Source organism: Tenacibaculum maritimum NCIMB 2154 (assembly GCF_900119795.1).
Taxonomy (GTDB): Bacteria; Bacteroidota; Bacteroidia; order Flavobacteriales; family Flavobacteriaceae; genus Polaribacter; species Polaribacter maritimus.
The window spans coordinates 1958318-1982402 of sequence record NZ_LT634361.1 but is presented as its reverse complement, the minus strand read 5'-3'; the positions used below and the strand labels follow the sequence as shown (position 1 = coordinate 1982402).

The window sequence follows — 24085 nt, the reverse complement described above, 5'->3', positions numbered from 1 at the left end:
TTCGAGCATCAAATTCTTTCAATAAAAATAATACTTGGAAACTTATTTAGAGCAACTTAACGAACCACAAAGAGCAGCCGTTTTACAAAAAGACGGCCCAATGATAATAATAGCAGGTGCAGGATCAGGAAAAACAAGGGTGCTAACTTATAGAATTGCTCACTTGATGCAGCAAGGGGTTGATGCGTTTAACATATTGTCACTAACTTTTACAAATAAAGCAGCACGTGAAATGAAGGAGCGTATTGCAGGGGTAGTAGGGCATAGTGAGGCTAAAAACTTGTGGATGGGAACTTTTCACTCTGTTTTTGCGCGTATATTACGATCAGAAGCAGATAAATTAGGATACCCTTCTAACTTTACGATTTATGATTCTCAAGATTCTGTTCGTTTATTGACAACAATTATAAAAGAAATGAAATTAGATAAAGAACGATATAAACCCAAGCAGATTTTGGGAAGAATATCTTCTTTTAAGAATAGTTTAATAACTGTAAGAGCTTATTTTAATAATTCAGATTTACAAGAGGCCGATTTGCAAGCAAGCAGGCCGAAAGTAGGAGAAATTTATAAAGAATATGTAGATAGATGTTTTAAATCAGGAGCAATGGACTTTGATGATCTATTATTGAGGACAAATGAATTAGTAGCTCGCTTTCCAGAAGTATTAGCAAGATATCAAGACCGCTTTAGATATATTATGGTAGATGAGTATCAAGATACAAATCATTCTCAATATTTAATAGTTAGAGCTTTAGCGGATCGATTCCAGAATATATGCGTAGTAGGAGATGATTCTCAAAGTATTTATAGCTTTCGTGGAGCTAATATTAATAATATTTTAAATTTTCAAAAAGACTATCCAGATGTAAAAACGTTTAAGCTAGAACAGAATTATAGGTCTTCAAAAAATATAGTAGAAGCGGCTAATAGCGTAATTGATAAGAATAAAACGAAATTAGATAAGGAGGTTTGGACGGCAAATGATGAAGGAGAACCTATAAAAATAATGCGAACTATTTCTGATGGAGAAGAAGGACGATTCGTAGCGCAGTCTATTTGGGAAAATAAAATGAACGAGCAATTGACCAACGATTCATTTGCTATTTTATATAGAACAAATGCGCAATCAAGAGCAATGGAAGATGCATTGCGAAAAAAAGACATAAAATACAAGATTTATGGAGGTATTTCTTTTTATCAACGAAAAGAAATAAAGGATTTACTGTCTTATTTGCGAATGTTAATCAATCCTAATGATGAAGAAGCTTTAAAAAGAATTATCAATTATCCTGCAAGAGGTATAGGAGCAACAACAATTGATAAATTAATGATTGCGGCGAATCATTATAAGAAATCAATATTCGAAATCGTTAAAAATATAGATAAAATTGATTTAAAGATAAATGCTGGAACAAAAAACAAACTACAAAACTTTGCTAATATGATGCAGCGTTTTCAAATAGAAGCGCAAACAAAAAATGCATTTGAAATAGCCGATTTGGTAGCAAAGAAAACACAGTTTGTTAAAGACTTACAAAAAGATGGAACTCCTGAAGGAATTAGTAAGGTAGAAAATGTGCAGGAGCTTTTAAATGGAATAAAAGACTTCATAACCGATAAAATAGAAACAGGAGAAGATGCTTCTCTAACCGCTTTTTTAGAAGATGTAGCGTTGGCAACTGACTTTGATAGTGAAAAAGATGATACTCCAAGAGTTTCGCTAATGACCATTCACTTATCAAAAGGGCTAGAATATCCGTACGTGTATATTGTAGGGTTGGAGGAAACATTATTTCCATCGGCAATGAGTATGAATACGCGTAGTGAATTAGAAGAAGAACGACGTTTATTTTATGTAGCGCTTACAAGAGCAGAAAAAGTAGCTTATCTTACTTATGCGCAAACGCGTTATCGTTGGGGAAAATTAACCGATGGAGAACCCAGTAGATTTTTGGAAGAAATAGATGAAAAGTATGTAGCGCACATAGCTCCTAAAAGACCAGAGTCGGCAATCAACCGTTTTGTAGATAAAGGGATATTTGAAGATGAAGAGCCAACAAGACTCCGATTTCAAAAACCAATCCAAAAGAAGCGAAAGGAATTTTTAGATAAAAAAGAGAAAAAAACATTAGTTCCTGCTAAAAAATTAAAAAAAATACCTAATAAACCCACTACCTCTAGTGCTAATTCATTTACAGGAGAAATAGCAGTGGGTAATATCGTAGAACACAATCGTTTCGGAACGGGAGAAGTACTTGGTTTAGAAGGAAAAGGACCTAATAAAAAAGCAGAAATTAAATTTGGAACGGTAGGTAAAAAGAAACTATTACTGCAATTCGCAAAATTAAAAGTAATTGGATAGAGATTAGTTGACTGAAACTCAAAATAAATCCCTATTTTGCAGCGTTTAATAATGATGATTATAAACATGTCAGTTCGAGTGTTTTCTTTTGATGTAGAAGAAAAAGAAAATGTATTGAGAACACTTCACAAAAAATAACATAAAAATGACATTTGATTTAGAATATAATTCAGAAAGACCATTAATGATTATACCAGAATATGGTAGGCATATACAAAAATTAGTAGATCATTGTATGGCATTAGAAACCAAGGAAGAAAGAAATACAATGGCAAAGGCAATTGTAGATGTAATGGGGAATTTACAGCCCCACTTGAGAGATGTTCCTGATTTTAAGCATAAGTTATGGGATCAATTATTTATCATGTCTGATTTTCAGTTAGATGCTGATGCTCCTTATGAAAAGCCTTCAAAAGAGGAGTTGAAAGGAAAGCCAGAAGGATTACCTTATCCTAAATCAGCTTCTAGATACCGTTATTATGGAAATAATATTCAAACGATGATAGATATTGCCTTAAGTTGGGAAGAAGGAGATAAAAAAGAAGCTCTTGTGTTTACAATAGCAAATCATATGAAGAAATGTTATTTAAACTGGAACAAAGACACCGTAGATGATGCCGTAATATTTAAGCACTTATTTGAATTGTCTGATGGTAGAATAGATCTTAGGGAAACAGAAGAAAAATTGGCAGAGAGCAAAGAACTGCTAAAGAAACGATCGGGGCAAGGTCAGAATACGAAACACTCGAAAGGAAAAAATAACAATAATAAATACAGAAAGAGGTAATTCATGGCGTCATTTAAAATTGAGGGAGGGCACAAATTAAGTGGAACTATTACACCGCAAGGGGCAAAAAATGAAGCGTTGCAGATTGTTTGTGCTGTTTTATTGACTCCTGAAAAGGTAATTATCAAAAATATACCGGATATAATTGATGTTAATAAACTGATTTTTATCTTAGGAGAGCTAGGCGTAAAAATAGAAAAACTGGCAGCCAATACATATAGCTTTCAGGCTGATGATATTAAGTTGTCATACTTAGAATCAGCAGAATTTAAAAGAGATGGAAGTTCTTTAAGAGGGTCTATTATGATTGTAGGACCGCTATTAGCTCGTTTTGGTAGAGGGTATATTCCAAGACCGGGAGGAGATAAAATCGGAAGAAGGCGCTTAGATACCCACTTTGAAGGTTTTATAAAGTTAGGAGCAAAATTTCGCTATAATAAAGAGGAGTATTTTTACGGAGTAGAAGCACAGGAAGGTTTAAAAGGAACAGAAATGTTACTTGATGAAGCATCTGTAACAGGAACTGCCAATATTATTATGGCGGCTGTGTTAGCAGAGGGGATAACCACTATTTATAATGCAGCTTGCGAACCATATATTCAACAGTTATGTAAAATGTTGAATGCTATGGGAGCGAAAATAACAGGAGTTGGATCTAATTTACTAAAAATAACAGGAGTTGATAGTTTAAAAGGTTGTGAGCATAATGTGCTTCCAGACATGATTGAAATAGGAAGTTGGATAGGTATGGCAGCTATGACGCGTTCAGCGTTAACAATAAAAGATGTAAGTTGGAAAGACCTTGGGCAAATACCAAATGTGTTTAGAAAAATAGGAATTAAATTAGAAAGAAAAGGAGATGATATTTATATTCCAGAACAAGAAAGTTATGAAATTCAAAACTATATAGATGGTTCTGTATTAACAGTATCAGATGCCCCATGGCCTGGTTTTACGCCAGACTTATTAAGTATTATTTTGGTAGTAGCTACACAAGCAAAAGGAACTGTATTGATTCATCAAAAAATGTTTGAAAGTCGTTTGTTCTTCGTAGATAAACTGATAGATATGGGAGCAAAAGTAATTCTATGTGATCCGCATAGAGCTACAGTAATAGGACATGATTTTGACAGTCAGTTAAAAGCTACTAAAATGACTTCTCCAGATATTCGTGCAGGAATATCTTTATTAATAGCTGCTTTATCAGCAAAAGGAACAAGTATTATTAATAATATAGAGCAAATAGATAGAGGCTACGAAAATATTGAAGCACGTTTAAAATCTATAGGAGCCAAAATAGAAAGAATAGAAGGCTAGTTGCTACAAAAATAGCACTGAATCTTACTATTTCTTATAAAAGATTTACTAAAAATAGTGTCAAGTTGGCACTATTTTTTTATTGGCAGTATTCTTGCTAATGAAAGGTGTACAATTTAATGATACTTTAGAAAATGAGTAAAGAAGAAAATATAAAAGAGGAAGCAATAAAAGATACAGCGGAGGGAGCTTCAACAGAAGAAACTAAGGAAGTGGTAGAGGAAACAGCGGAAGAAATGGCTAAAGAGTTAACAACAGAAGAGTTGATTCAAGTAGAAAAGGATAAGTATTTGCGTTTATTTGCTGAGTTCGAAAATTATAAAAAAAGAACCACTAAAGAACGTATTGAGTTGTTTAAAACAGCAGGGCAGGAATTAATGACAGTTTTACTGCCAATTTTGGATGATTTTGAAAGAGCCTTGATGCATATTGAAGATGATAAAGAAGCAGAAGAATTGCGTAAAGGAGTTTTATTAATTTACCAGAAAATGGTAAAAACATTAGAACAAAAAGGGTTAGTGGCCATAGAGGTAGCTAAAGGAGATGTTTTTGACACAGAAATTCATGAAGCAATTACCCAAATTCCAGCGCCTTCTGATGATTTGAAAGGAAAGGTTATAGATTGTGTAGAGAAAGGGTATAAGTTAGGAGATAAGATAATCCGTTATCCAAAAGTAGTTATAGGGCAAGTATAACAATTACTAATTATTGATTAACAGTTTGGGGTAAAAATACGATGATAGACTGTTAGTTATCAATTGAAATTAAAATGGCAAAACAAGATTACTACGAAATATTAGGTGTTTCAAAATCTGCATCTCAGGCAGAAATAAAGAAAGCATATCGTAAAATGGCAATAAAATATCATCCAGATAAAAATCCGGATGATTCAGCTGCGGAAGAAAAATTTAAGCAAGCAGCGGAGGCTTATGAGGTTTTAAGCGATGAGAATAAGAAAGCGCGTTATGATCAATTTGGTCATGCTGCTTTTGAAGGAGGTCATGGCGGCGGCGGATTTGGCGGCGGCGGAATGAATATGGATGATATATTTAGTCAATTTGGTGATATTTTTGGCGGTGGATTTGGTGGTGGATTCGGCGGTGGAGGAAGACAACGACAAGCAAGAGTAAAAGGAGGTAATCTCCGTATAAGGGTAAAGTTAACTTTAGAAGAGATTGCAAATGGAGTAGAGAAAAAGGTAAAAGTACGTAGAAAGGTACAAGCAAAAGGGGTTACTTATAAAACCTGTACGACCTGTAACGGGTCAGGGCAGCAAATGAGAGTTACCAATACTATATTGGGTAGAATGCAAACGGCCACAACTTGTTCTACATGTCATGGAGCGGGTGAAATGATAAAGAGTAAGCCTAATGGGGCAGATGCGCAAGGTTTAGTGGTAAGTGAAGAAACAGTATCAATTAATATTCCGCAAGGAGTTTCAGAAGGAGTTCAACTAAAAGTAGGAGGGAAAGGAAATGAAGCACCGGGTAAAAATTCTATAGCAGGAGATTTATTAGTTTTAATAGAAGAAATTTCGCATGAAAAATTAAAGAGAGAAGGAAGTAATATCCATTATGATTTGTACATTAATTTTTCAGAAGCTGTTTTAGGAACTTCTAAAGAAATAGAAACAGTTACAGGAAAAGTAAAAATAAAAATAGATTCAGGTACGCAATCTGGAAAGATCCTTCGATTAAAAGGAAAAGGATTGCCAAGTATAGAACGCTATGGTACTGGTGATTTTTTAATACATATTAATGTATGGACTCCGCAGGAGCTAACAAAAGAACAAAAGCAATTCTTTGAAAAAATGCAAGAAGACGATAACTTTGCGCCTAGTCCGCAACGATCGGATAAATCATTTTTTGAAAAGGTAAAAGATATGTTTTCTTAGAAATAAATAAATTTTGTAAAAAAGTTTTGTCACTTTAAAAAAAGATATTATCTTTGAAGTGTAGTTGGAGATATCCAATTACACTTTTTCTTTTTCATAGCAATTTTCCCACTCAATTTTCTTTGAGTGGGTTTTTTTATGATCTAAGAATATCTATTAAAGTTTTTATAGATCAATCCCAAATAAAGGTTGTGGTTATGAAAAGAGCCGTGTTGATCTAAATTGTAAGCTTCTCCATTTCTCAGAAAGTTTTAAAAGTCAATTATTTTTGAATTGTGAGGAAAAATAGATGTAGTGAAGCTTAAGTAAATAGGGGTAAGCATAAAAAAAGAGGCTATTTTACTTAAAAATAGCCTCTTTTTGCTTTTATTTGTTATCTATGAATAGTTTGTTTTCTATCCGGACCTACAGATACTATTTTAATAGGTATCTCTAATTCTTTCTCTAAAAAAGCAATGTATTCGTTTAATTCCTTTGGAAACTCACTTTCTGCTGTCATTTGAGTCAAATCTTCTTTCCAGCAAGGAAATTCTGTATAAATAGGAGTTACATTTTCAGGTTCAATATTATAAGGTAAATGAGTAATCGTTTTTCCTTTATAATCGTAAGAAGTACAAACTTTTAAATGATCGAAGTCAGAAAGAACATCTCCTTTCATCATCATTAATTGAGTAACTCCATTTACTTGACAAGCATATTTTAAGGCCACTAAATCTAGCCATCCACAACGCCTTGGCCTTCCTGTTACAGCTCCAAACTCACGACCCACTTTTGCCATTTCTTCACCAACTTCATCAAATAATTCTGTAGGAAAAGGACCTGAACCAACGCGTGTAGTGTAGGCTTTAAATATTCCATATACTTCCTTAATTTTATTAGGAGCAACTCCTAAACCAGTACAAGCCCCAGAGGCAGTTGTATTAGAAGAGGTAACAAAGGGATATGTACCAAAATCAATATCAAGCAAAGAACCTTGAGCTCCTTCGGCTAAAATTGTTTTACCTTCTTTAAGAGCTTTATTTAAATACTCTTCACTATCGATGAACTGTAATTCTTTGAGTCGCTCAACCGCAGTAAAGAATTCTGCTTCCATTTCTTCTAAATTATATTGTACGTCAACATTATAGAAGTTAATCATAGCTTCGTGCTTATTTGCTAGATTTCTATATTTTTCTTTCCAGTTATCTAGCTCTAAATCACCAATTCGAATACCATTTCTGCCCGTTTTATCCATATAGGTAGGTCCAATTCCTTTTAAGGTAGAGCCTATTTTTGCTTTTCCTTTAGAAGCCTCAGAAGCAGCATCTAGTAAGCGATGAGTTGGTAAAATAACATGTGCCTTTCTAGAGATAATTAATTTTGATTTATAATCAATATCAAACTTATTAAGTCCTTCTAATTCTTGTACAAAAACAACAGGGTCTATTACTACCCCGTTTCCAATTACATTTATTGACTTTTTATGAAAGATTCCAGAAGGAATTGTTCTTAATACATGTTTGATACCATCAAATTCTAAGGTATGCCCTGCATTAGGTCCTCCTTGAAATCTAGCAATAATATCATAATTAGAGGTAAGTACATCTACTATTTTACCTTTTCCTTCGTCTCCCCATTGCAATCCGAGTAATAAATCTACAGCCATTTAGTTGTGTTTGTGTATTGTGTTAGTCTTTTTTATTCTGTCTTTTCGTTCCGTAAAAATAAAGAGAGTGGTTATGAATATCGATATCAAAAACATCTTCGATAGTTTTTTTGATAATTTGAATTCGTGGGTCACAAAATTCTTTTACATCACCTGTATCTGTTAGGATAACGTGGTCATGGTTTTTATCAAAGTAACTTTTTTCATAGCGAGCCATGGTTTGCCCTTCAAATTGATGTTTTCTAACCAAACCACAGTCTAATAGTAAATCTATGGTATTGTAGAGTGTAGCTCTACTAACACGATAGTTTTTGTTTTTCATATTGATATATAAAGATTCTATATCAAAATGATCATCTACCTCATAGATTTCCTGAAGTATTGCATATCTTTCGGGGGTTTTTCTATGCTTATTTTCCTCTAAAAAAGCGGTAAATACTTTTTTAACGATTTCTTGATTTTCAACAGAGTTACTCATTGATTATAATTTTTACGAAGTGGCAAATTTACGTTAATTTCTGAATTAATTTTAAAAATAAGTAGAAAGGATATTTATAAAGTGTTAATACGTTCTACTTTTTGTACTCCATCAACCTTTTGAATACTAGCTATCAATTTGTTCAATTGATTGATGTTTTTAATGCTTAGTGATAGTTTACCTTCAAAGACACCTTCTTCTCCCGCTATATTAATACTGTTTATAAATACGTTCATATTGCTAGATATTATACGGGTAAGATTATTAACAATCCCTTTGTTATCAACTCCACTAACATGTAAAATGGCTTTAAATTCTTGTTTAGAAGAGTCAATCCATTTTGCAAGCATAATTCTATAGGCGTAGTTAGATTGCAAAGAAATTGCGTTAGGACAGTTTTTCTTATGGACTTTAATTCCTTCGTTAATTGTTACAAATCCAAAAACTTTATCACCTGCAATAGGATTACAACATTTTGCTAATTTATAGTCTAATTTTTGCTCTTCTTTTCCGAAAACTAAAGCGTCATATTTATGAGTAACTTCTTCCTTATTTATAATTTCTTTAGAAGGTACTCTTTTGAATCGATTTTTTATGAAAGACATGATTGCTCCGCTACGTTGGTTAGCAAAAGCTTTTAATTGAGAGTTGTCTATAGCGCCATTACCAATTCTATAAAAGAGGTCAAAACTTGTTTTTAGTTCAAAGTAATTAGCCAGTTCATTAATTACTTTTTCGTTCAAAGTAATTTTTAAATGACGTAGTTTTCTGGCTAAAATGGCTTTTCCTTCTTCAGCTATTTTCTTTTCTTCCTCTTTTAGAGCAGCTTTTATTTTTGTTCTTGCACGAGCTGTTATAACAAAATCAAGCCATCGAATGTTGGGTTTATTATTAGAAGCAGTCAGTACTTCTACTTGATCGCCGCTATTGAGTTGATGATTTAAAGGAACTAATTTCCCGTTTACTTTGGCACCGCGACATTTTAGTCCTACTCCTGTATGAATTGAAAAAGCAAAATCTAAAGCAGAGGCTCCTTTAGGAAGTGATTTTAAGTCGCCTTTTGGCGTAAAGACATAAATTTCTTTAGCATATAGATTCAGCTTGAAATCTTCAACAAAATCAACAGCATTTATATTTTGATTTTCAAGAGTTTCTTTCAGTTTATTGAGCCAACCTTCTAATCCATTTTCTTTAAGATTTCCTTGCTTATACTTAAAATGAGCAGCATAGCCCTTTTCAGCGATTTCGTCCATTCTATCTGAGCGAATTTGTACTTCGACCCATTTAGATTCAGGGCCTATTACTGTAATATGCAAAGCTTCATATCCAGTTGTTTTAGGTTGAGAAATCCAATCCCTAAGTCGAGAAGGATTTGGTTTAAAGAAATCTGTTACAATAGAATAAATTTTCCAAGCGTCAAATTTTTCATCTTTAGAAGTAGGAGTATAAATAATACGAATAGCAAATTTATCATACACTTCATCAAAGGATACATTTTGTTTACGCATTTTCCTTCTAATGGAGAAAATAGATTTGAATCTCCCTTTGATATTATAAGAAAAACCTTCTTTGTTAAGGGCTGTCTTTAGAGTATCTGTAAAACTGGTAATGTATTTTTGTTGCTCTTCTTTACTTTCTTTTATTTTGGTAAGTATATCAGTGTACACTTCTGGTTCTGTATATTTTAAGCCCAGATCTTCTAATTCAGTTTTAATATTGTATAAGCCTAGTCGATGTGCTAAAGGTGCGTATATATACAAGGTTTCTGAGGCTATTTTAACTTGTTTATGAGATGGCATTGCATCCATAGTTTGCATATTATGTAGCCGGTCTGCTATTTTAATTAAGATAACTCGTACATCATCATGTAAGGTAAGCAGCATTTTACGAAAGTTTTCTGCTTGTAAAGAATAGTTTTGTTCTTTTTTTAGATTTGATATTTTAGTAAGACCGTTGACAATGCGTGCAATATTTTTACCAAATAAGCGCTCCATATCTTCAATAGTATAGTGGGTATCTTCTACAACATCGTGTAGTAATGCAGCAGCAATAGAAGTAGCACCTAAACCAATTTCATTGGCCACTATTTTGGCAACAGCAATAGGATGAAAGATATAAGGTTCCCCTGTTTTTCTTCGTTGCTCGCTATGCGCCTCTACAGCAATATCAAATGCTTTTCGTATTAAGGTGTTGTCTTCCTTAGAAAGGTCTTTGTAGGTGTTTTTTACTAAATCTTTATAACGATTTGCTATTTCTTTGTTTTCTTCCTCTAGGGTTGCTGTATATGTCATAGGCTACTTCTTCCGTAAAATTAAAAACGATTTGTTTTGCATAGGAAAAGTAGCATAAAGAATTTTAATTAGCAAGTTTTTATTGAGTTCTTTAAGTTTTTGATACGTTCAAGTAAAGTAGGGTGTGAATAGTGAGCGAAAACATAAAATTTATGCGGAGTCAAATTGCTTAAACTGTTTTTAGAAAGCTTTTTTAAGGAGGAGATCAAGGCAATTTCAGAGAAGGTTTCTTTAGCATAATTATCAGCTTGATATTCAAAATTTCTTGAAATATAATTCATGCATAATGAGGTGATTTCTGAGATGGGGGTGTATAAAACTCCAAAAGCAATGAGGCCTATATGAAAACTAGGCATGCCAACGCCTAATGCTTCTGATAGTATTGAGGAGTTAATGAAAAGAGAAAGTATGAACAATGTTATCCCTGTTAGTAGTATAGCGCTTATTAAATTAAAAATGATATGTTTTTTCTTATAATGACCGACTTCATGTGCTAAAACAGCAACAATTTCATCGGTATTAAGATCTGTGAGTAGTGTATCATATAGTGTAATTCGTTTTTGTTTGCCAAACCCTGAGAAGTATGCATTTGCTTTCGTAGAACGCTTTGAGCCATCAATTATGAAAATATTATCTAGTGCAAAACCTACCTTTTTAGCATAATTTTCAATGGCTGTTTTTAATTCACCCTCTTCTAAAGGTGTTTGTTTATTGAATAAGGGAACGATTAATTGAGCGTAAAACATATTCATAAAAATCGAGAATGCAGCTATCAATATCCAAGAGTATAACCAAAAAGACGTTTGGGTTAGCTCGTATAAGAGCAACATAAGTGTTAGGATAATTCCTCCAAGAATAGCCATCATTAACCAACCCTTAAGCTTGTCTAAGAAAAAAGTCCTTTTATTGGTTTTGTTAAATCCGAATTGTTCTTCAATGACAAAGGTTCTATAGTATGAAAAAGGAATACTTAAGAGATCGCTGCCAATCATAATAATACCAAAAAATAGTAGTGTTACTATGGTGCTATTTTGTGAAATGCTTTTCACAAAATCATCAAGATATCTAAATCCATTCAAAAAGAAAAAGGCAAGTGTAACCACTATAGAAAAGGTATCGGTAATATTTGAAAATTCGTAATTTATTTTTTTATAATCTTGAGACTTCTGATAGGCTTCTGTATCATAAACATCAATGAGTTCTTTAGGAATATCATCTTCAAAATGTTGGGCATTGAGATAGTCTAATACTTTGCTAATAAAGAAGCTAAGTGATAAAATTCCTATTAGGATGTAGAAGAGGATAGTAGGAGTCATAGAGTGTATTTTAAATTGTTATGCCATTCATTTTATTGAGAATTGAAAAGAAGTTAATAAAGACATATACAATGATACAAAAGTAAAAAAATAAACGCAGTGAAATAAAATTCTTCTGCGTTTAGTATTGGTGATCTTTACGTAGTTTTAAGAAGCGCTAAAAAGGATTCTTTTATTAGTTATAAGTAAAAGGTGCGGATAGTGCATATTATAATGTGAATTTTAATGCTAAGACAATATTTCTACCAGGGTTTAAAATACCATCACTTTTTAGTCTAGATAGGTGATTGATATATTTTTTATTGAAAAGGTTGTTAATAGCAATGGAAGTATTAAAGGTGGTTTTTCCTAAAATAATATTACCTCCTATTCCTAAGTTAACAAGGTTATATGCTGCTGTTATTGTTTCGAATTGACTGATGTTTTCTTGAGAAAAAGTATTGTTTAAACTGATAGAAGCATATCCTTGTTGCCACCATGTATTGTAGTCAAATTCTACTCTAAGGGTATTTTTTAAGGTGTTCGCAGGAATTAATGGAAGGTAATTTTCGTTGTGTAGCTTTCCTATAACGGTTTCGAAAGTACTTTCTAAATGTAACCAGTCTAATGGATGTGGATGCAAGTGGAAGCCAAATTCACCCCCGTATAATTTTGCATTGTCTTGGAGATAATTATATACAGGAACTCCGTCTTCTACTGCTCCATTAGGGCTGCTATAAATATAATTATTTATGTGATTGTAGAATCCATTAGCAAAGAGTTCAAAATGGTCAGTATTATAGTCTAAGGATATATCTAATTGAGCATTTTCCTCATTTTTTAAGTTTGCATTTCCTACTTCAAAGCGATTGGTACCGTGATGTACTCCATTAGAAGTTAATTCGGCTAAATTAGGAGCTCTAAACCCTTTTGCTATATTGATTCTTGTTTGAATTTTTTTGAATAGTGTTGTTCGGTACCCTAGGGAAGCTGTAAAGCTATTGAATGATCTTTTGATAGGAGTAAAAGTGTGTACTTCATCATCATGTTGTATTTCGTGTTTTTCTGTTTTTATAGCTCGATTATCAAAGCGTATCCCTATTTGAAAAATATGAGATTTACTAGCTTCATAATTAGCCGTTAAAAAGGCACCGATATCATTGATTCTAGCATTTGGAATTAAGATTTCTTCTCCAAAATTAGTATTTGTTTGGTAGATTCCTTGGAGCCCTAATAAGGTTTCTAATTTCTTAAATTTAGGAAAGTGGTACTTGAAATTATAGCTAAGTGTTTTTAATTTCATGTTTAAAGAAGCCCCTTCTTCATGCGCTTCGTGTTCTTCTGTTGTTTCATTTTCATGCTCTTCATGTTCTTCAAATTCCTGCCTGTGATTAAAGGTATATCCTATATCCGCATCTAATTGAGATTTTCCAAGGAAGAAGTGATTGTGTAAACTAATGATATGATTGTTTATACTTTGGTAGGGCATAAGTGGTGTTGTTTCTTTATTTTGAACGTTAATTCCTTCTTCAGGTATTCCTAATTTAGAGTTGTTAAAGTTATAACGTAGTTCAGATGAGAAATTGGTTTTATTGTAGCCGATTCCTAATTTTAAGTCTTTTTCTTGGAAGCGAGTATTCGTTACTCGTTGATGAGTAGGAATTTTATAATCAGAATGGAAGGTATAAGTACCACGTCCTAAAAATTTCCAAGTATCTGTTGAGCTTTTGATTCCTAAAGAGGTATTACTACCTAGAGTATTGCTAAAATAGTGTTGGTTTAGCATTATTTTTGAACGATGTTCTGTGGCAAATTTTTCAGGATTGATATATAAAACTCCTCCAAGGGCATCAGAACCGTATAATAATGATGCAGGTCCTTTGATAACTTCTATACTTTCTATACCAGAGCTGTTAATTCCAATACCGTGTTCAGCGCCAAATTGTTGATTTTCTAGTCGAGTTCCCTGGGTATATACCAATACTCTGTTACCACTTAATCCTCTAATTACAGGTTTTCCAATAGAAGCGCCTGTAGATATTTGCGAAACTCCTGGGATATGAGTAATTCCTTCTGCTAGTGTAGTTGCTCCTGTTTTTTGCAGTGATGTAGCAGAAAGTCTTTCTACTTTCATTACGTTTTCTGATTGTAATTTGTTGAAAGGTGTAGCTATGATGACTTCCTCTATTTCAAAAATGGCTTCTTCTAATTGAGCGTTCAACGTTTGACTTTGGTTATTAAAAATGATTTCTTTGATAATGGTCTTAAACCCTAAGTAAGTAATGCTTATTTTAGTTTTTCCATTAGGGATATTGTTGAAGGTATAATTACCATTATCATTAGTAGTAGTCCCTTTATGTAGTTTATTGATATAAATTTCAACACCTTCTAGAGGACTGTTTTGCGTATTGGTAATACGTCCTGTAAGAGTGTTTTTTTGTGCATATATTGCTGAGAATCCTATAAGGAATAGGAGGTATATTATTTTTTTCATATGGTATTTACTATCTTTTATTTATTGAAAAATTATTATCTTGTCTTTTTCTAATTTTCATAGCAATGTTATACAATTTATACTAGGTATAATTTAAGCTTGTTTTAAAAAAATCTTTTTATAGGGTAGTTTCAATTGGTAAATGCTATTAAAAGCTTTAGGGGGCTCAAAAGCGTTTGCATATAATTTTATACCAATTATGATCGTGTAGAATCATAATTGGCATGTGTTAAAAACTTAAACGAGTTTATATATTTACAAAAGAAACTTTGTTCATTCTATAGTAAATAGAAATAGCAAGTAATTTCAATTTTATAAGAATTTAAGATCTATATAACATGATAAGGAGGTCCTCTAGAGTGCTTTTTACTGATGAATAGCTTATTAGCCTGCTTGGGCTTGTATAAGATGTTTTCAGTATAAAAATATTGAGGAATGACGGCTGTTTTTTGAAAAACAATAGAAGAAAATAGTTCTATTTGCAAATGTAAATCAGAACAATCAAAGCGTAACTCATGTATATGGTGATCTGAAACAGATTTACAAACAGTATGCTCGTGTTTTTGAAGCATGTGAATCCCTTGTACTATTGAAGGAATCAGTAGTACAAGAGATAGTATAAGGGTTATATGTTGTTGAAAGCTTTTAATCTTTTAATTTATAAATAGTTCCTTTTTTAGAAAAGCTAGAAAAACCAACCTTTACAGTAAAATCATAAGAGTTTTCACGGACTTTGTTTATTTGCACAAACATAGGGTCTTTTTGTAAATCATTTTTGGGATTTAGGTAACGCAAGGTATAGAAAAAATTATTTTTCCATTTGATAACTAGCGTATCTATATGATTTCCATATTTACTAATTTGGAGACTGTCTTTTCTGATGATAGTTTCTTTATCGAAATTAGTTCCTGCTGGAATTTCAAAGATGCCTTTTTTAAAACGACCCTCACTATTCTCCTTTTTAGGAGTACAAGAAGCTAAAAGGCTTATTAACAGCAAAAAAGTTATTTTTTGAGCGTTAAGTTGTATTTGATTGCTGTTTCTTTTCATTATTATGATTGATATGTTGGAGTGTTTAATTCAAGATTTATTTTAGCATAAATTTCCTCAATTGATTGCGTTCCATCGATTTCCAAAACCTTAACACCTGTTTCTTTAATGTATCCTATCGCAGGGATAGTAAATTGGCTAAATTCATTAATCCTTTTAATAACAATATCTGAGTCTTTATCATCTCCTCTATTTTGTTCTCTTCCTCTTATGAGAGCCCTTTCTAAAAGAACTTCTTTAGGAACCTTTAAATAGATGATAAGGTTTATAAGGACATCCTCTTTTTGTAAGACATTAATTAAGTGTTTGGCTTGTTCAATATTTCTGGGATAACCATCAAATAGAAAACCTCGTTGCCCTTTGTTATCTTGATAACAGGATTCTACAATTTTGGAAACAATATTATCAGGAACAAGAAGTCCTTTTTCACTATATCCAGCGGCACTAATTCCTAATGCTGTTTTTTTTGCTTTCTCTATTCTTAAAATAGCCCCAGTAGAGAGATGGGTGATAGCAAAATCTTGCATGATTTTTTTACTTTGAGTGCCCTTGCCCGATAAAGGAGGTCCAAAAATGATGATATTCATGGTATTCTCTTTAATGAATGTAAAACATTTAAATTCCTGTATAATTTGAAGGAGTAATAACTTTTAACTCGTTCTTAATGTCAGAAGAAACATCTAATGTATCAATAAAATTGGCAATAGATGTTTGCGTAATTTCTTCGTTAGTTCTAGTAAGTCCTTTTAAAGCTTCATAAGGATTAGGATAGGCTTCTCTGCGCAAAATGGTTTGTATAGCTTCTGCTACTACCGCCCAATTATTATTCAAATCTTTTTCAAATTTACTTTCATTTAAAAGAAGTTTGTTTAGCCCTTTTAAAGTAGAGGCAAAACCTATTAATGTATGTCCGAAAGGAACTCCTATATTACGCAAAACAGTACTGTCTGTTAAATCTCTTTGCAACCTAGATAAAGGTAATTTTGCAGAAAGGTGTTCAAAAATAGCATTAGCAATTCCTAAATTCCCCTCTGAATTTTCAAAATCAATAGGATTTACCTTATGCGGCATTGCAGAAGATCCTACCTCACCAGCTTTTATTTTTTGTTTGAAATAATCATTAGAAATATAGGTCCATATGTCTCTATCTAAATCGATTAAAATAGTATTAATACGTTTTAACCCATCATATAAAGCAGCCATATGGTCATAGTGTTCAATCTGTGTAGTAGGAAAGGAATGGTGTAATCCTAGTATATTCTCAACGAAATGAGTTCCAAAGTTTTTCCAATCAATGCTAGGGTATGCTACTTGGTGTGCATTGAAGTTCCCTGTTGCTCCTCCAAATTTAGCTGCATGAGGAGTATGCTGTATATGTATTGCTTGATTATTGATGCGTTCTACAAAAACAAAAAATTCTTTACCCAAACGAGTTGGAGAAGCAGGTTGTCCATGAGTCCTTGCCAACATGGGGATGTTTTCCCATTCTTCAGATAAGTCGGCAAGTTTACACACTAAGGTATCCAAAGTAGGGTAATATATTTCTTCCATTGCGTCTTTTATAGATAATGGAATTGCAGTATTATTAATATCTTGAGAAGTTAATCCAAAGTGAATGAATTCTTTATATTCTTCAAGTTGAAGTGTGTCAAATTTTTCTTTGATAAAATACTCAACAGCTTTTACATCATGATTGGTTACACTTTCTATTTTTTTTATTTTTTGAGCGTCTTCTGCAGTGAAGTCCTCATATATTTTACGTAAATCAACGAATAAATTATGATTAAAATTTTCTAGTTGAGGTAATGGGATCTCACAAAGTGCAATGAAATATTCTATTTCTACTTTTACACGGTATTTTATTAAAGCTTGTTCAGAAAAATAATTTGCTAGATTGGCTACTTTGTTTCTGTATCGTCCATCAATAGGAGAGATGGCATTAAGTTGTGTTAAATTCATTTTGTTGTTGTGTTGAAAAAACAAAAGTAAAAATTCTAAATTTTAAAAGCTTTAATATATAATAAATTTATTATTATTTAAAATAACAGTGGATGCGTTTGTGATCTTTGAAAGATATTCACAGTGCTAAATCTCCTATTTTTTATTTAAGATAAAAAAATAAATAGCTTGTAAACTAATATTTTCGTTTATGAATTGGAACTGTGGAAATAAAGAAAGCTTTTATCTAATTTTAAACAAGGAAAAATATATGCTAAGATTGTACTCTATCTTAATTATTAAGAATGGGATATTATAGTTCTTGATTTTTTTAAGGTGAGTTTGTGATGCGGTTGGTTTGGTAAAGTTGTGTACGATATTTTATATTAAAAGAAGAAATCGCTTAAAAAATAGTGTTTAAGCGATTTCTTTATTATTTCAGGATACATAAAACAGCTACTACTTCGGCTGTATTCTTATTTTGGTATAAATTTTAAAGCGACCCCATTTATACAATGGCGTTTTCCAGTTGTTTTACTAGGACCATCATCAAATGAATGCCCTAAATGGCTACCGCAGGTGCTGCATTTTAATTCAGTACGTGCATATCCTATTTTATAATCTACATCTAACTCAACATTATTTTTAATAGCTCTGTCAAATGAAGGCCATCCTGTTCCAGAGTCAAATTTATGAGCTGATTCATACAAAGGAGTATTGCAAGCAGCGCAAGTATAGGTTCCGTCAGAATAGTTTTTATTTAACTTGCTAGTAAATGGTCTTTCTGTTCCAGCTTCTCGTAATACATAGTACTGCATTGGCGTTAATGCTTTTTGCCATTCCGCTTTTGTTTTCACAACTTTATAGGTTGCTTTTTCTTTTGTTTGGGCATTTCCAATACAGCTTATAAATAAGCTAAAAAAGAAAATTGTTATTAAGTATTTCATTCGTTTTGTATAATAAAATTAATAGTATGATTCACTACATCTTTATTACGTAAAATTTTAGTATGCCCTAAACCTTTAGTAATTAAAAGAGTTCCGTTTTGTAAGTTTTGACGAATATTTTGAGCACAACTTACAGCAACATCTCCGTCTTGAGAGTCATGTATGACTAAAGTAGGTATGCTTATATTTTTAGCATTATTACTGCTTGAATATGTGTCGATATTTGTACGCCATTTTTGGTCGAAATAAGTTTTTATGTTTTTACCAATAAGGGGTTTTAGTTTTAAGTTATTAGTAAAATTATTGATGATTTCTGATACGGTATCCCCTGCGCCTATTGTTACTAAGTTTTTAATTTTAAAACCATTAGCCACAGCATTATATAAGCACATTCCGCCAAAAGAATGTCCTATTGCAGCATGAAAAGGTCCGTATTCGTCATTAATAGCGGTAATTGTTTCTAAGAAATCAGGCATTGCGGTAGTTTTGCCTGTTGATTTACCATGGGCAGGACCATCGAAAGAAATGACCATATATCCTTTTTCAAGCAAGCGATCAGCAAAAGAAAATAATTGAGTACTTCTGCCAGACCATCCATGTACTAGTAGTATTTTCTTTTTTGAATATCCATAAGAAAGTATATGTACTTTTTGAGCGATACTTTTTATAGTGAGTACTTTTTTTTGAGCACTTTTTTCCATAAATCTTTCTCGCTCAGGAGTGCTAAATTTAACAGGTGTAGCAAATAGTTTTTGAGTGAATAATACGGCTAGTCTATGAGAAAAAAATTGCAATGTATTAGCGGCGTATATAAGTGATTTAGGAGGTTCTATGCTTAATGGTAGTTTTTTAGTATTATATAATTTAGTCATTACTATAAAAGTATTTTTAGGATAAAGATAGAATTTGTAATTTTAACAAAATTATTTTGAAGTGACTTTTTTGTTTAAAAGTGTCATATGAAGAGTAAACCAAATCTAAACAATAAGAATATAATGAAAAGAATTTTAGGATTAGTTGCTGTAGTATTGCTATTTACACAATGTAGTACAGTGCCTATTACTGGGAGAAGCCGTGTTAATTTTGTAAGTGATTCACAGGTATTGCCTGCAAGTTTTGCTCAGTATAAAGGCTTTTTGGAAAAAAATAAGATTTCTACGGATGTAAAGATGTCCAATAAGATAAAATCAGTAGGTAAAAAAGTGGCTTCAGCGGTAGATCGTTTTATGAGAGCAAATGGTATGGGAGCAGAGGCTGATACTTATAAATGGGAATTTAATTTAGTAGAAGATAAAAATGTAAATGCTTGGTGTTTACCAGGGGGGAAAGTAGTTTTTTATACTGGAATTTTACCAATTTGTGCCAATACAGATGGAATTGCAGCGGTAATGGGACATGAAGTAGCCCACGCTTTTGCTAAGCATGGTCAAGAACGTATGTCGTCAGCTCAAATGCAACAATTAGGTGGTGCAGCAGTAGCTATAGGAACAGCAAGTAGCAAAAAATCTCAGATATGGAACATGGCTTATGGTATAGGCTCTCAATTAGGTACTTTAGCATTTAGTAGAACGCATGAAACAGAAGCAGACAAGTTAGGTTTGGTTTTTATGTTAATGGCAGGGTATAATGGAGAAGAGGCAGTTAATGTATGGATTCGTATGAGTAAAAAGGCGGGAGGAAAAACTCCTCCAGAGTTTTTAAGTACGCATCCATCAAATCAAACTAGAATTTCAACGCTGCGTAGCTATTTGCCAGAAGCAAAAAGATTAGCCGCTAAATTTAATAGACAAACGAATACTGCAATGAAAAAATAGTTAACTAAAATAGTTTTACTATATTGCCAGCCGTTCTTTTAAGAACGGCTTTTTTTGTTTTATAAAAAAGATGATACGTACATCCGATTAAAAAAATAATCCCCATATATCTATGTTGAAAATAGGAAGTAAAAAATTAATAAATGCTTGGGCATTTTATGATTGGGCGAACTCAGTATATTCATTAGTAATTAGTACAGCTGTTTTTCCGTTATACTATACAGCGCTTACAGAAGATAAAAAAGTACGGTTTCTAGGAATGGAATGGGAGCACCCTGATAGTTTGTACAGCTATGCTTTATCTTTTTCATTTTTAGTAGTAGCATTTATTTCTCCTGTGTTATCTGGTATTGCTGATTATACAGGAAGTAAAAAGAAGTTTATGCAGTTTTTTTGTTGGATGGGATCCTTATCTGTGATGAGTCTGTATTTTTTTGATAGTGTGGATTGCGTTTGGGTAGGTATTGGTTTTACTATTTTAGCAAGCATTGGTTTTTGGGCGAGTTTGGTTTTTTACAATGCGTATTTACCAGAGGTGGCAAGACCAGAACAACAAGATAGAGCCAGTGCTAAAGGGTTTATATATGGTTATATAGGTTCTATTATATTGCTGGTTATTAATTTAATAATGATACAAATGCCAGATTTGTTTGGCATTACAGCTGGAATGGCTTCTCGAATATCTTTTGTGATGGTTGGTTTGTGGTGGCTAGGCTTTGCGCAAATAACGTTTAAAAGATTGCCTAACAATGTATTTCATAAGAAACCTAGCAGAGATTATATTTGGAAGGGGTTTCATGAATTGAAAGTAGTTATTAAGGAAGTAAAGAATTGTCCTAATTTAACACGATTTTTAATATCTTTTTTCTTATTGAGCATAGGGGTGCAAACCATCATTTTGATGGCTGCTATTTTTGGTTCTTCGGAGTTAGGATTACCAGCAATGAATTTAATTGTAACTATTTTATTGGTACAAGTAGTAGCTATTGTAGGAGCTTTTATTTTTTCTCGATTATCTGAAAAATGGGGAAATATTAAGGCTTTGAAACTAACCATTATTACTTGGATGTTGGTTTGTTGCTGCGCTTTTATGTTAGACAAAGAGCAGGAGAATGTAGCGTACTATTTTTATGGTTTGGGGGGCTTATTAGGATTGGTGCAAGGAGCCATACAGTCATTAACGCGCTCTACTTATTCTAAATTGTTACCAGAAACAGAAGACCATGCTACTTATTTTAGTTTTTATGATGTAACTGAAAAAATAGCTATTGTTTTAGGAACTTTTGTATATGGTTTGTTGTATGCTATTACAAACTCTATGCAATGGTCAGTATTGTCATTGGCAATTTTTTTCTTAGCTTCTTTCTTAGTATTAAGTACTTTGAAAAAAACGAAATACGTAGGGTAGGGGAGCTTACTACTTAAGCTGCTTCAATATTTTTTAAAATGTTTTTTATTTGTATAATATGTCTTAAGTTGTGGTAAATAACTATTTTAAATGTATTTCCTAATCTTAATCTTAGTTTTGCCCATTGTTGATATTGAAATGGAAGTTTTAATTCTTGTAAGATTCTTTTTTTTAGCTTATTCTAAGTAAAATAAGTAGTTTTTTTGTTGGTTTATGAATTCTTGTAAAATAATAGGAGTTGATAAACTATTATTAGGATTCATTATTTTAAAAGTTTTCATTTTGTTGATGTTTTCTCTAGGAAGCATACTTTGAGCAAAATAATTTCCTAAAAAACTGCTTTTAAAAACGTCGCTATAAGGATAATTATTGGCTTCTATTTTTTTGTTATTTCTGGAATATAAAAGTTACGGGATCGATTTAAATGCTCTATGCAATCTAAAATACTCCAAACCTCAGGGGTTTGCTTGTAACTTAACTTTTGAGAAGGAAGGTTTGTAAGGCTTTCTACAAATTTTATATTTTCGCTAGTTAGTTAGTTGTATTAATTTTTTGATAAGTACTTTGGTTTCCATGGTTATTTATTTGGTGTAAAGTTATGGTTTAGTAAATAAAAAAGAATTGATTGAAATCAAGATTTTTTGATTCTAGAGAGTGTTTCAGGAGTCATTCTTAAATAAGAAGCAATATGTTTATTAGGGGTTTCTTGAAATAATTGAGGGCTTCTTTTTTTAACCCTTTGGTATTCTTTAAGAGTAGCGCTGATTAAAATGTCTTTTTCTCGTTCTAGTTGTTCTAAAAATGGTATTCCAAAGTTACTTATTTTCGTTATTTTTATCTATTAATGTTATATGATTTTTCTAGGAGATCGCTTTCAATTTAGTTTCTTTTAAGACAGATTATTTTAGTCTATGGTGAATGTTTTTCAATTTGATGGCATATTTGAGTTAGTAGATCCATTCTTTTACCATATTAAATTTTAGACTACTTAGTAGAACCTACCTTAAAAAATTTGTAAAAATAAAATAAGGTAGGAGTAATAGTAAACTTCTATATGGTAATATTATTTTAAAGCTACGATTATTATGGTGAAATGTCTTTTTTAATTAAGAAGCGGTTTTAACTTTTTCTGATGTCAGCAAAGTTGTCTTATTTCACTCTAATTTTAGCTTTTTTACAACGTCGCTAAGGCTATGTAACTCAAAAAAGACTTATTAGGGGGCAAAATCCTAGATTTTTGCTTCAAAACAAAAAGTCTAAATCACTTCTAAGAAAAAAAGCACCATTTTATTACATAATGAATTTGAGTTTTAAAAGCACATTACTGATTTCACTTAATTAGTTTTTAAGAACGATTCTATATCGAGCTTTCCCTTCTTTTAAATGCGTTATAGCATCATTAATTTTTTCAAAAGGAAACTCTTCTACGGTAGGGTAAATTTCGTGCCTTACGCAAAAATCAAGCATTGTTTTTGTTAAAGCTGGGCTTCCTAGTGGACTTCCCCCTACAGATTTTTCACCTCCAATTAGGCTAAATGCAGGAATTGCCATTGGTTCTAAAACAGCACCTACAGTATGAAGTTTTCCTTTAGGAGCTAAAGTAGTTAAGTAAGCATCCCAGTTTAATGTAACATTGGTAGTATTTAGAATGAAGTTTAGCTTACCAGCAATGCTCTCTAATTCTTCAGGTGATTTCGAATTAATAACTTTGTTGGCTCCCATATTTAAAATTTGCTCTTTTTTATCTGGATTAGAACTAAAAGCAACAACTTCGCATCCCCAATGTTTCAAGAACTTAAGAGCCATATGTCCAAGTCCTCCAATTCCTATAACACCAACAGTGTCAGTTGGTTTTACACCAGCTAATATGATAGGATTAAAAACGGTAATACCTCCACAAAGTAAAGGGCCAGCTTTACTCATATCAATCGCTTTAGGAAGTGGAATGGCCCAAGACCAATGTCCTCTAACATAGTCCGCAAATCCACCATGTCGTCCTACAATTGTAGCCTCATTATTAGCACAGAGGTGCTGAGAACCATCCATACATTCTTGGCAGCTCATACAAGAACCAGCAAACCATCCTAAACCGACTTTATCACCAATTTTTACGTTTTTTACTGATTTACCAGCAGCAACAACTTCACCAACGATTTCATGACCAGGAACAATAGGATATTGACTCATTCCCCATTCATTATTGATCATGCTTAAATCAGAATGGCAAATACCGCAATAAGCTACTTTAATATCTACTTGTTCATCTCCTAGTTCATTCAGCTCATATGAATAAGGGGTTAGTTTTGCTCCAGCTTCTGTAGCTGCATATGCATTTACTTTCATTTTTTTGAATTTTTATTTT

At 32.4% G+C, this 24085-nt stretch carries 19 protein-coding genes and 1 pseudogene; 7 read left to right on the top strand and 13 right to left on the bottom strand.

Translation table 11 applies throughout. The features are described 5' to 3' along the window. Window positions 1-34: 34 nt before the first annotated feature. The 5 genes from MARIT_RS08805 (at window position 35) to dnaJ (ending at window position 6363) form a co-directional block, all read left to right on the top strand. On the top strand, window positions 35-2365 hold the full coding sequence (locus MARIT_RS08805; RefSeq protein WP_100211322.1) for an ATP-dependent helicase: 2331 nt from the start codon (window positions 35-37) through the stop codon (window positions 2363-2365). Window positions 2366-2510: 145 nt separating this feature from the next. Continuing rightward, on the top strand, window positions 2511-3152 hold the full coding sequence (locus tag MARIT_RS08800) for a DUF4290 domain-containing protein (RefSeq protein WP_024739908.1): 642 nt from the start codon (window positions 2511-2513) through the stop codon (window positions 3150-3152). 3 nt (window positions 3153-3155) lie between these two features. After that, window positions 3156-4469 carry a UDP-N-acetylglucosamine 1-carboxyvinyltransferase gene (gene murA, locus MARIT_RS08795; RefSeq protein ID WP_024739907.1) on the top strand — a complete coding sequence of 438 codons (1314 nt, stop codon included), beginning with the start codon at window positions 3156-3158 and terminating at the stop codon, window positions 4467-4469. A 134-nt stretch (window positions 4470-4603) separates the two neighbouring features. After that, window positions 4604-5164: a nucleotide exchange factor GrpE gene (locus MARIT_RS08790; RefSeq protein ID WP_100211321.1), complete on the top strand. Its 561-nt coding sequence runs from the start codon at window positions 4604-4606 to the stop codon at window positions 5162-5164. Window positions 5165-5238: 74 nt separating this feature from the next. Next, entirely contained in the window at window positions 5239-6363 is a 1125-nt protein-coding gene (dnaJ, locus tag MARIT_RS08785) for a molecular chaperone DnaJ (protein ID WP_024739905.1), read from the top strand. A 373-nt stretch (window positions 6364-6736) separates the two neighbouring features. Here dnaJ and MARIT_RS08780 read toward each other — a convergent pair whose 3' ends face one another. The 11 genes from MARIT_RS08780 to MARIT_RS08730 form a co-directional block, all read right to left on the bottom strand. Beyond that, a complete protein-coding gene (locus MARIT_RS08780) occupies window positions 6737-8008 on the bottom strand; it encodes an adenylosuccinate synthase (RefSeq protein WP_024739904.1) in 1272 nt (423 codons plus the stop codon). Window positions 8009-8030: 22 nt separating this feature from the next. After that, on the bottom strand, window positions 8031-8486 hold the full coding sequence (locus MARIT_RS08775) for a Fur family transcriptional regulator (RefSeq protein WP_024739903.1): 456 nt from the start codon (window positions 8484-8486) through the stop codon (window positions 8031-8033). Between the two features lie 74 nt (window positions 8487-8560). Further along, window positions 8561-10777 carry a RelA/SpoT family protein gene (locus MARIT_RS08770; protein ID WP_024739902.1) on the bottom strand — a complete coding sequence of 739 codons (2217 nt, stop codon included), beginning with the start codon at window positions 10775-10777 and terminating at the stop codon, window positions 8561-8563. Window positions 10778-10845: 68 nt separating this feature from the next. Beyond that, window positions 10846-12093 carry a M48 family metallopeptidase gene (locus tag MARIT_RS08765; protein ID WP_100211320.1) on the bottom strand — a complete coding sequence of 416 codons (1248 nt, stop codon included), beginning with the start codon at window positions 12091-12093 and terminating at the stop codon, window positions 10846-10848. A 208-nt stretch (window positions 12094-12301) separates the two neighbouring features. Next, window positions 12302-14566: a TonB-dependent receptor gene (locus MARIT_RS08760; RefSeq protein WP_100211319.1), complete on the bottom strand. Its 2265-nt coding sequence runs from the start codon at window positions 14564-14566 to the stop codon at window positions 12302-12304. Window positions 14567-14895: 329 nt separating this feature from the next. Then, on the bottom strand, window positions 14896-15138 hold the full coding sequence (locus MARIT_RS08755; protein WP_100211318.1) for a hypothetical protein: 243 nt from the start codon (window positions 15136-15138) through the stop codon (window positions 14896-14898). A 73-nt stretch (window positions 15139-15211) separates the two neighbouring features. Continuing rightward, window positions 15212-15616 (bottom strand): hypothetical protein, encoded by a 405-nt coding sequence (locus MARIT_RS08750; RefSeq protein WP_100211317.1) that lies wholly within the window; start codon window positions 15614-15616, stop codon window positions 15212-15214. A gap of 2 nt (window positions 15617-15618) precedes the next feature. Then, window positions 15619-16203 (bottom strand): adenylate kinase family protein, encoded by a 585-nt coding sequence (locus MARIT_RS08745; RefSeq protein WP_100211316.1) that lies wholly within the window; start codon window positions 16201-16203, stop codon window positions 15619-15621. Window positions 16204-16231: 28 nt separating this feature from the next. After that, complete coding sequence (purB, locus tag MARIT_RS08740) at window positions 16232-17575, bottom strand: adenylosuccinate lyase (protein ID WP_024739896.1); 1344 nt, start codon at window positions 17573-17575, stop codon at window positions 16232-16234. Window positions 17576-18030: 455 nt separating this feature from the next. Next, complete coding sequence (gene msrB / locus MARIT_RS08735; RefSeq protein WP_024739895.1) at window positions 18031-18501, bottom strand: peptide-methionine (R)-S-oxide reductase MsrB; 471 nt, start codon at window positions 18499-18501, stop codon at window positions 18031-18033. Beyond that, complete coding sequence (locus MARIT_RS08730; RefSeq protein WP_024739894.1) at window positions 18498-19373, bottom strand: alpha/beta fold hydrolase; 876 nt, start codon at window positions 19371-19373, stop codon at window positions 18498-18500. The genes msrB and MARIT_RS08730 overlap by 4 nt, the downstream gene beginning before the upstream one ends. Before the next feature lie 123 nt (window positions 19374-19496). Here MARIT_RS08730 and MARIT_RS08725 point away from each other — a divergent pair, with 123 nt between their 5' ends. Both MARIT_RS08725 and MARIT_RS08720 read left to right on the top strand, forming a co-directional pair. Next, the gene (locus MARIT_RS08725) at window positions 19497-20315 is read left to right on the top strand and encodes a M48 family metallopeptidase (RefSeq protein ID WP_100212023.1); all 819 of its coding nucleotides are present in this window, start codon (window positions 19497-19499) and stop codon (window positions 20313-20315) included. 112 nt (window positions 20316-20427) lie between these two features. Next, on the top strand, window positions 20428-21723 hold the full coding sequence (locus tag MARIT_RS08720; protein WP_100211315.1) for an MFS transporter: 1296 nt from the start codon (window positions 20428-20430) through the stop codon (window positions 21721-21723). Between the two features lie 631 nt (window positions 21724-22354). Here MARIT_RS08720 and MARIT_RS16175 read toward each other — a convergent pair. Further along, window positions 22355-22522 (bottom strand): annotated as a pseudogene (locus tag MARIT_RS16175) (Crp/Fnr family transcriptional regulator); the annotation flags it as partial. Window positions 22523-23061: 539 nt separating this feature from the next. After that, a complete protein-coding gene (gene ahr / locus MARIT_RS08705; protein WP_100211314.1) occupies window positions 23062-24066 on the bottom strand; it encodes an NADPH-dependent aldehyde reductase Ahr in 1005 nt (334 codons plus the stop codon). Window positions 24067-24085: the final 19 nt, after the last annotated feature.